Genomic DNA, 8,541 nt, shown 5'->3' with positions numbered 1-8,541 from the left:
GGGGCTTTTCTGCGTTCCAGGGAGGTAGCGGAACCCCTGTGCTCCTGCCGGCCGTCGCTGAGGGTAGGGTCAGGGAGCATCATTGGCACGTTCCCACAGGAGGCCCCCGGGTGGAGGTCCAGGAGACTCGCGTTCAGACGGACCGGGTCCTCACCATCCCGAACATCCTCAGCATGGCTCGCCTCCTCGGCGTACCCCTGTTTCTGTGGTTGATTCTGCTGCCCGAGTTCGGTGGGCCCAAGGCCGACGGCTGGGCACTACTGGTGTTGATGCTCAGCGGCATCAGCGACTATCTCGATGGAAAGCTCGCCCGGCGCTGGAACCAGATCAGCCGTCTTGGGCGCCTGCTCGACCCTGCCGCGGACAGGCTCTACATCCTTTCCACGCTGGTCGGGCTCACCTGGCGGGAGATCCTGCCTCTCTGGTTGACCGCTGCACTTTTGGCGCGCGAACTGATGCTTCTGGTGATGGTGGGCATCCTTCGGAAGCATGGCTATCCGCCGCCGCAGGTGAACTTCCTGGGGAAGGCAGCCACCTTCAACTTGATGTATGCCTTCCCGCTACTGCTTCTCAGTGACGGCAGCGGGTGGCTGGCGTCGCTGGCTGCTATTTTCGGATGGGCGTTCGCCGGATGGGGTACAACTCTCTACTGGTGGGCAGGAATCCTCTACGTGGTTCAGGTCCGTCGGCTGGTGAAGGCGGACGCCGCGGCCGATTGAGTCTGCCGATGCGGCGCAATGCAGCGCCTGGTTGTCCGCGCATGATGCCTGCGGGCCAGTCCCGGACAGGCGAAGTCGGCTAGACCGTCGTCTCTTCAAGGAGGACGTTTCCGACATGAAGGCCGTCGTGATGGCCGGTGGCGAAGGTACGCGACTTCGCCCTATGACCTCGAGCATGCCCAAGCCGCTCCTGCCGGTGGCCAATCGGCCGATCATGGAGCACGTGCTGAGGCTGCTCAAGCGGCATGGGCTCAATGAGACCGTCGTAACCGTGCAGTTTCTGGCTTCGCTCGTCAAGAACTACTTCGGTGACGGCGAAGAGCTCGGAATGGAGCTCACCTATGCCAATGAGGAGAAGCCACTCGGCACTGCAGGCAGCGTGAAGAATGCCGAGGAAGCATTGAAGGACGATGCTTTCCTCGTCATCTCGGGCGATGCCCTCACCGACTTCGACCTCACTGACCTGATCAGGTTCCACAAGGAGAAGGGCGCACTGGTCACAGTGTGTCTGACTCGCGTGCCGAATCCACTGGAATTCGGAATCACGATCGTGGACGAACAGGGGAAGGTCGAGCGGTTCCTGGAGAAGCCGACCTGGGGGCAGGTCTTCTCTGACACCGTGAATACGGGCATCTATGTCATGGAGCCCGAGGTCTTCGATTACGTGGAAGCGGACGTCTCCGTCGACTGGTCCGGTGATGTCTTCCCTCAGCTCATGAAGGAAGGCAAGCCGATCTACGGCTACATCGCCGAGGGATATTGGGAAGACGTCGGTACGCACGAGAGCTACGTCAAGGCACAGGCCGATGTCCTCGAGGGCAAGGTCAATGTGGATCTCGACGGGTTCGAGATCTCTCCGGGTGTGTGGGTCGCGGAAGGCGCCGAGGTGCACCCGGACGCGGTGCTGCGCGGGCCTCTCTACATCGGGGACTACGCCAAGGTCGAAGCCGGCGTGGAGATCCGTGAGCACACGGTCGTGGGGTCCAATGTCGTCGTCAAAAGCGGGGCCTTCCTCCACAGAGCCGTCGTGCACGACAACGTGTATATCGGCCAGCACAGCAACCTTCGCGGATGCGTGATCGGCAAGAACACCGACATCATGCGGGCGGCGCGTATCGAGGACGGTGCCGTCATCGGCGACGAGTGCCTCGTGGGCGAAGAATCGATTGTCCAGGGCAATGTGCGGGTGTACCCGTTCAAGACCATCGAGGCCGGCGCCTTCGTCAACACCTCGGTGATCTGGGAGTCGCGGGGGCAGGCGCATCTCTTCGGTGCCCGCGGGGTCTCCGGCATCCTGAACGTCGAGATCACTCCGGAGCTGGCGGTACGGCTTGCGGGCGCGTATGCCACCACCCTCAAGAAGGGCGCCACAGTCACCACCGCGCGCGACCACTCGCGTGGTGCGCGAGCACTGAAGCGGGCGGTGATTTCCGCGCTCCAGACGAGTGCCATCGACGTACGCGACCTGGAGAACGTGCCGCTGCCTGTCGCACGTCAGCAGACGGCGCGGGGCAGTGCCGGCGGCATCATGATCCGTACGACCCCGGGCGTGCCCGACTCCGTCGACATCATGTTCTTCGACGAGCGTGGCGCGGACCTGTCGCAGGCGGGACAGCGCAAGCTCGACCGGGTGTTCGCTCGGCAGGAGTACCGGCGGGCCTTCCCGGGCGAGATCGGGGACCTGCACTTCCCGGCCAGTGTCTTCGATTCGTACACCGGGTCGCTGCTGCGGAACCTCGATGTCACGGGCATCGCCGAGTCGGGGCTCAAGGTCGTCGTCGACGCGTCGAACGGAAGCGCCGGTCTGGTGCTGCCCAGCCTGCTCGGGCGGCTCGGAGTCGACGCGCTGACCATCAACCCGGGTCTCGACGAGTCCAGGCCGACCGAGACAAGCGACACGCGTCGCTCGGGCCTTGTCCGGCTGGGCGAAATCGTCGCATCGGCGCGGGCTGCCTTCGGCGTGCGGTTCGACCCTGTAGGCGAGCGGTTGTCGCTCGTCGACGAGCGCGGGCGGATCATCGAGGACGACCGGGCGCTTCTGGTGATGCTCGACCTTGTCGCGGCCGAACGGCGGAGCGGCCGGGTGGCACTGCCCGTGACCACCACCAGAATCGCCGAACAGGTCGCGGCGTATCACGGAACGCAGGTGGAGTGGACCACCACGTCGCCGGACGATCTGACGCGAGTGGGCCGCGAGGAGTCCACGATCTTCGGTGGTGACGGACTCGGCGGGTTCATCGTGCCCGAGTTCAGCAGCGTCTTCGACGGCGCGGCCGCCTTTGTGCGGCTGATCGGGCTGGTGGCCAGAACACAGCTCACGCTGAGCCAGATCGACGCACGTATACCGCGAGCCCATGTGCTGCGACGTGACCTGGCCACGCCTTGGGCCGTGAAGGGTCTCGTCATGCGACGTGTGGTCGAGGCCGCGGGGGATCGGTTCGTGGACACGACCGACGGTGTACGCGTGGTCGAGGCGGACGGTCGATGGGTGATGGTCCTGCCCGATCCCGCGGAAGCCGTCACTCATTTGTGGGCAGAGGGGCCCGATGACGAATCGGCCCAGGCATTGCTCGACGAGTGGTCGGCCGTCGTGGACAGCGCAGGTCACTGAGGTGTCGCCGGTGTGTCCGAGGTGCGTCGATCACGCCCTCGGGCACACCGGTGGGGCCATTCGGTGGTAGCAGCCCCGACGTGCGACGATGTGCGGCATGTCGCAGCAGCCCCCCGTTCGGAGCACCTCTCCTCCAGCTCGGCGCCCCGACGCGTCCATGTCGCTGCTGACGAATGTCATGGACCACAGCCTCGACGACGGATACGCCGAGGCAACGGCCCGTAGACAGGCGGACGGCAGCGCCGGCATGCCGCGCAGCTTGCGGGCGAAGCTCGGGCTGGCCGCAGGGCTTGTGCTGGCTGCCCTGGTGGTGACCCTTGGTGCGGCGCAGGCGCGGATAGCGGCTCCCGTTGTGGCCAAGGAGCGTGAGGAGCTCATCGACCGGATCGAGGCGGAGACCTCGGCGGCCGACAAGCTCGAACAGGACGTGGAGACCCTCAGGCAGGACGTGGGGGAGCGTCAGCGCAAGGCACTGGAAAAGCACGGCGGTGACCAGGGCGGACTGGTGGCCCTGCTGTCCGGTGCGACCCCGGTCCGGGGCGAGGGTGTGAAGCTCGTCGTCGACGACGCCGAGAACACCGACCCGGGCGGCGGCGGGCCGAGGGAGAACACCACTTTCTCCGATACGGGCCGACTGCGGGACCGCGACATGCAGCAGATCGTCAATGGCCTGTGGTCCTCGGGTGCCACGGCCGTCGCCATCAACGGGCAGCGGCTGACGTCGCTGTCGGCGATCCGTCACGCGGGCGAAGCAATACTGGTCGACAACAAGCCGCTGGTGCCGCCGTACACATTGCTGGCTGTGGGGCGCGAGCCTCATCTGCGGATTGCGTTCCGGGACAGTGCAGACGGGCAGTACCTCCAGGTGCTGGAGGACGACTACGGCATCAGGTGGAGCATTTCCCATCAGGACGACGTGCGGCTTCCCGCGGCGTCGAGCCTGATCGTACATACAGCAGAGCCGCTGGCCACGGACGCCGGGAAGAGCGTGGCCAACACAGGGAAGGGCAGATCGTGATCGCCGTACTGGGCCTCGTCGTGGGAGTCGTGGTCGGACTGTTGGTCCGACCCGAGGTACCGGCGGTGGTCGAGCCCTATCTGCCGATTGCCGTCGTCGCCGCGCTCGATGCGGTCTTCGGCGGTCTGCGGGCCATGCTGGATGGCATCTTCGTCGACAAGGTATTCGTCGTTTCGTTCCTGTCGAATGTCGTCGTGGCTGCTCTGATCGTGTTCCTGGGCGACAAGTTGGGCGTCGGCGCGCAGTTGTCCACGGGTGTCGTGGTGGTGTTCGGCATCCGGATCTTCTCCAACGCGGCGGCGATTCGCCGTCACGTGTTCCGGGCGTGAGGCCGATGAGTACGGATGAGAACCCCGAGCCGCAGCGGGACGAAGAGATGACCTCGAAGAGCGGGCAGTCGGCAGAACTGCCGCCGCCGACGGGACGTCAGCGGCTGATCGCCGGGCTCTGGCCGCCGCGTGTCACGCGGGCCCAGCTGATCGTGGCGTTGCTGCTGTTCGTTCTCGGGCTCGGGCTTGCCATCCAGGTCAGGTCGAACAGCGACGACAGCGCGCTGCGGGGAGCGCGCCAGGAAGACCTGGTGCGAATCCTCGACGAGTTGGACGACCGTACGCAGCGCCTCGAAGACGAGAAGCAGCGCCTCGACGATCAGAAGACAGAGCTGGAGAACAGCTCGGACCAGGCCGAAGAGGCCCGCAAGCAGACCCTGGAAAAGGAACGGCAACTCGGCGTACTGGCCGGTACCGTGGCGGCACAGGGGCCCGGCATCAACCTGACGATCACGGACCCGCACTCCACCGTCGAGGCCGGCATGCTGCTGGACACGATCCAGGAACTGCGGGCGGCGGGCGCGGAAGCGATCCAGATCAATGACGTCAGGGTGGTGGCGAACACGTACTTCCTGGACGAGGACGGCGGCATCGAGGTGGACGGCCGGAAGGTTTCCGCGCCGTACCGCTTCAAGGTGATCGGCAAGCCGCAGGATCTGGAACCCGCGCTCAACATCCCTGGCGGCATTGTGCAGACCTTGGAGAAGGAGCAGGCCACGGCCACAGTGACCCGGTCCGAGAAGATCGTTGTGGACGCCTTGCGACCGGCGAAGCAGCCTGACTACGCTCAGTCGTCACCGTAGTGAGGCGGGGGCGCATGGTGGCAGCGGGACTAGGGCATGAGGTTGCGGGGGGTCGGCGCACCGAAGGCGTGGTGCGTGGTGGAAACTGTCTGGTGGATACGGACGTTGTAGAGATGTCCGGTTCGGCAGGTGTGTTCATTCAGGGTTCGTCCTGCCCCACGGGCGGGTCTGTTTCAGTCAAGGGGAATCGCCCGTGAAGTTGTTTTCGAAGTTGTTCGGCAAGAGTGCACGCGAGGACGGTGCGAACAGCACCGCCCGGCATCGTGCCCCGCGTGGTGGAGAAGCCGAGGAGCAGGGCGCGGAGCGTCCGCTTTTCCGGGACGAGGTCGCTGGTCCCGGCGGCGACATTTCGGGTGGCCAGGGCGCGTCGTCTGTTGACCCTGCGGGTCCCGGCCGCATAGGTTTCGGGGAATCAGATCCGCGGCAGGAGGATCCGTCCATGTCGGCCTTGCCGGTTTGTACGAGGTGCGGGCACCGCAATGCCGAAGCCAGTCGTTTCTGCTCCAACTGCGGCGCTCCGCTGAGGGCGGGCGCGTCCGGCGAGCGTCCTTCGGAGACGACGTCGACCATCTCCATCTCCGGACTCGAGGCGTACGAGGCGGAGGCAACGGGACAGACCGCGGCCCCGTCGCTGTCGCCCGAGGCCCAGGCGGCCGTTGATGCTCTTCCGCTCGGTGCGGCGCTTCTGGTGGTGCGACGCGGCCCGAATTCGGGCAGCCGCTTCCTGCTGGACGGCGAGCTGACCACGGCCGGCAGGCACCCGCAGAGTGACATCTTCCTCGACGACGTGACGGTCTCGCGACGGCACGTGGAGTTCCGCCGTGGTGCAGACGGCGGGTTCACCGTCGCTGATGTCGGCAGTCTCAATGGCACCTACGTCAACCGTGAGCGGATCGACTCTGTCGCGCTGTCGAACGGCGACGAGGTGCAGATCGGTAAGTACCGGCTGGTCTTCTACGCGAGCCAGCGGGGCATCTGACCCTTACGGGAAGGTCCATGCTGCGAACACCGATGGGCGGTGCCGGACACGGCACCGCCACCGCGGACGATCGGCTGGTGAGTATCGGCACCGTGCTGAGCCTGCTGCGTGACGAGTTTCCCGAGGTCACCATCTCCAAGATCCGTTTTCTGGAGACCGAGGGGCTGGTCGAGCCGCAGCGGACGCCGTCCGGCTACCGCAAATTCAGTCCCGAGGACGTCGAGCGGCTGGCCCAGGTGCTGCGTATGCAGCGGGACCACTATCTTCCGCTCAAGGTCATCCGGGAGCATCTCGATGCGCTGGAGCGAGGCGAGCAGGTCCAGCTGCCTGTTTCCGACGGCACGCCGGAAACAGAGACCGATCGTCCTACCGCCGCCAGGATCGGCCGGTCGGAGCTGCTCGCGGCCTCCGAGGTCGGCGAGGAGGAGCTCGACGAGTGGGAGTCGTACGGGCTCATCTCGTCCCTGCCGGGTGGCGGTTACGACGCCGAGGTCGTCACGGTTGCGAAGTTGGTGGCGGACCTGGGGCGGTTCGGTCTGGAGCCGCGGCATTTGCGTGCGGTGAAAGCCGCGGCGGACCGCGAGGCCGGACTGGTCGAACAGATTGTCGCGCCGCTGCGCCGTCACCGGAATCCGCAGACCAGGGCACATGCCGAGGCGACAGCCAAGGAGCTCGCCGAGCTGTCCGTACGGCTTCATGCGGCGCTCGTCCAGAGTGCGCTCGGTGTGCGGCTGCACTGAGCGTGGAGGAGCCCGACTACCCAAACCTGCCGGGCACGTCCTAGGGTTGCTGTGTGAACGAGCTCGACGTCGTAGGTGTCCGGGTGGAAATGCCCTCCAACCAGCCGATCGTGCTCCTGCGTGAAGTAGGAGGCGATCGGTACCTCCCCATCTGGATTGGGCCGGGAGAGGCGACCGCGATCGCCTTTGCCCAGCAGGGGATGGCCCCTGCCAGGCCGCTGACGCACGACCTTTTCAAGGACGTGCTCGAGGCGGTTGGCCAGGAGCTCACCGAAGTACGCATCACCGACCTGCGGGAAGGGGTGTTCTACGCCGAGCTGGTCTTTGCCAGTGGTGTCGAAGTGAGCGCGAGGCCTTCGGATGCCATAGCGCTGGCCCTGCGCACCGGAACGCCGATCTACGGCAGTGACGGGGTGCTGGACGATGCCGGGATCGCCATCCCGGACGAGCAGGAGGACGAGGTGGAGAAGTTCCGCGAGTTCCTCGATCAGATCTCTCCCGAGGACTTCGGGACCAACAGCCAGTGAGCTTCACGCCACGGACCGTCGGCACATTCGAGTAGCCTTTCCCCGGAGAGGGGCACGGGAAACCACTCTCAGGGTGATTATCACTCGGCGTGCCGAGTGTGGCGATCGTTGACGCACCCCGGGTGACTGCCTACCGTCGACAAGGCAGGTCAAGGACGGAGGTCGGCGTGAGAAGCAGCGGCGACGGTACGGTGGCGGGCGGGCCGTATCCGCTTCACGGCGGTTCAGTCGACCCCAGGGTGGGGCGGCAGGGCGCGGCCTCGGCCAGGGGTGAAACGGCCGCGGCCGAAAGCACTGAGAGCATCGGTTACCGGGGGCCCACTGCCTGTGCGGCGGCCGGGATCACCTACCGGCAGCTCGACTACTGGGCGCGCACCGGGCTGGTCGAGCCGAGCGTCCGGGCCGCGTACGGTTCGGGCACGCAGCGTCTCTACAGCTTCAGGGACGTCGTCGTCCTCAAGATCGTCAAGCGCTTCCTGGACACCGGTGTCGCGCTGCAGAACATCCGCACCGCCGTCCAGCATCTACGGGCCCGCGGCTTCCAGGATCTTGACCGGATGACGCTCATGAGCGACGGGGCGACCGTCTACGAGTGCTCCTCGCCGGACGAGGTCGTCGAACTCCTGCAGGGCGGACAGGGCATTTTCGGGATCGCCGTGGGCGTGGTGTGGCGGGATGTGGAGAGCGCTCTGTCCCAGCTGCACGGCGAGCGCGTCGACACGGGCGAGACCCTGATCAGGCACAATCCCACCGACGAACTCGCACGACGCCGTAACAAGGCCGTCTGAGACGCTCCCTTCCGTGCTGCCGCCGGT

At 66.0% G+C, this 8,541-nt stretch carries 9 protein-coding genes; all 9 read left to right on the top strand.

The window, feature by feature from the left end:
• Nucleotides 1-110 precede the first annotated feature (110 nt).
• The 9 genes from J7I98_RS07870 to J7I98_RS07830 all read left to right on the top strand — a co-directional run bounded on the left by J7I98_RS07870 (nucleotide 111) and on the right by J7I98_RS07830 (nucleotide 8,514).
• Entirely contained in the window at nucleotides 111-719 is a 609-nt protein-coding gene (locus J7I98_RS07870) for a CDP-alcohol phosphatidyltransferase family protein (RefSeq protein ID WP_214919866.1), read from the top strand.
• 115 nt (nucleotides 720-834) lie between these two features.
• Nucleotides 835-3,330 (top strand): mannose-1-phosphate guanyltransferase, encoded by a 2,496-nt coding sequence (locus tag J7I98_RS07865; RefSeq protein WP_214919865.1) that lies wholly within the window; start codon nucleotides 835-837, stop codon nucleotides 3,328-3,330.
• Between the two features lie 97 nt (nucleotides 3,331-3,427).
• Nucleotides 3,428-4,348 carry a DUF881 domain-containing protein gene (locus tag J7I98_RS07860; RefSeq protein ID WP_214919864.1) on the top strand — a complete coding sequence of 307 codons (921 nt, stop codon included), beginning with the start codon at nucleotides 3,428-3,430 and terminating at the stop codon, nucleotides 4,346-4,348.
• The gene (locus J7I98_RS07855) at nucleotides 4,345-4,677 is read left to right on the top strand and encodes a small basic family protein (protein ID WP_023543062.1); all 333 of its coding nucleotides are present in this window, start codon (nucleotides 4,345-4,347) and stop codon (nucleotides 4,675-4,677) included. The genes J7I98_RS07860 and J7I98_RS07855 overlap by 4 nt, the downstream gene beginning before the upstream one ends.
• A gap of 47 nt (nucleotides 4,678-4,724) precedes the next feature.
• Nucleotides 4,725-5,480, top strand: a complete 756-nt coding sequence (locus J7I98_RS07850) for a DUF881 domain-containing protein (RefSeq protein WP_251020307.1) — start codon at nucleotides 4,725-4,727, stop codon at nucleotides 5,478-5,480.
• Nucleotides 5,481-5,565: 85 nt separating this feature from the next.
• Nucleotides 5,566-6,459 (top strand): FHA domain-containing protein, encoded by an 894-nt coding sequence (locus J7I98_RS07845; RefSeq protein ID WP_214919884.1) that lies wholly within the window; start codon nucleotides 5,566-5,568, stop codon nucleotides 6,457-6,459.
• Nucleotides 6,460-6,476: 17 nt separating this feature from the next.
• Nucleotides 6,477-7,199, top strand: coding sequence for a MerR family transcriptional regulator (locus tag J7I98_RS07840; RefSeq protein ID WP_214919862.1), 723 nt, complete (start codon nucleotides 6,477-6,479; stop codon nucleotides 7,197-7,199).
• Between the two features lie 53 nt (nucleotides 7,200-7,252).
• Nucleotides 7,253-7,726 (top strand): bifunctional nuclease family protein, encoded by a 474-nt coding sequence (locus J7I98_RS07835; protein ID WP_006123076.1) that lies wholly within the window; start codon nucleotides 7,253-7,255, stop codon nucleotides 7,724-7,726.
• A 167-nt stretch (nucleotides 7,727-7,893) separates the two neighbouring features.
• Nucleotides 7,894-8,514, top strand: coding sequence for a MerR family transcriptional regulator (locus J7I98_RS07830; protein ID WP_214919861.1), 621 nt, complete (start codon nucleotides 7,894-7,896; stop codon nucleotides 8,512-8,514).
• Nucleotides 8,515-8,541: the final 27 nt, after the last annotated feature.

Source organism: Streptomyces sp. ISL-98, from assembly GCF_018614055.1.
In the GTDB taxonomy this organism is placed as follows: domain Bacteria; phylum Actinomycetota; class Actinomycetes; order Streptomycetales; family Streptomycetaceae; genus Streptomyces; species Streptomyces spiramyceticus.
The sequence above is the reverse complement of the archived record's forward strand: the minus strand, read 5'-3'. Positions and strand labels throughout refer to the sequence as shown.

What these genes read in the sequence shown, in the direction of transcription:
- J7I98_RS07865 (WP_214919865.1), top strand. Translation starts at nt 835, where the DNA reads ATGAAGGCCGTCGTGATGGCCGGTGGCGAAGGTACGCGACTTCGCCCT.
- J7I98_RS07860 (WP_214919864.1), top strand. Translation starts at nt 3,428, where the DNA reads ATGTCGCAGCAGCCCCCCGTTCGGAGCACCTCTCCTCCAGCTCGGCGC.
- J7I98_RS07850 (WP_251020307.1), top strand. Translation starts at nt 4,725, where the DNA reads ATGACCTCGAAGAGCGGGCAGTCGGCAGAACTGCCGCCGCCGACGGGA.
- J7I98_RS07840 (WP_214919862.1), top strand. Translation starts at nt 6,477, where the DNA reads ATGCTGCGAACACCGATGGGCGGTGCCGGACACGGCACCGCCACCGCG.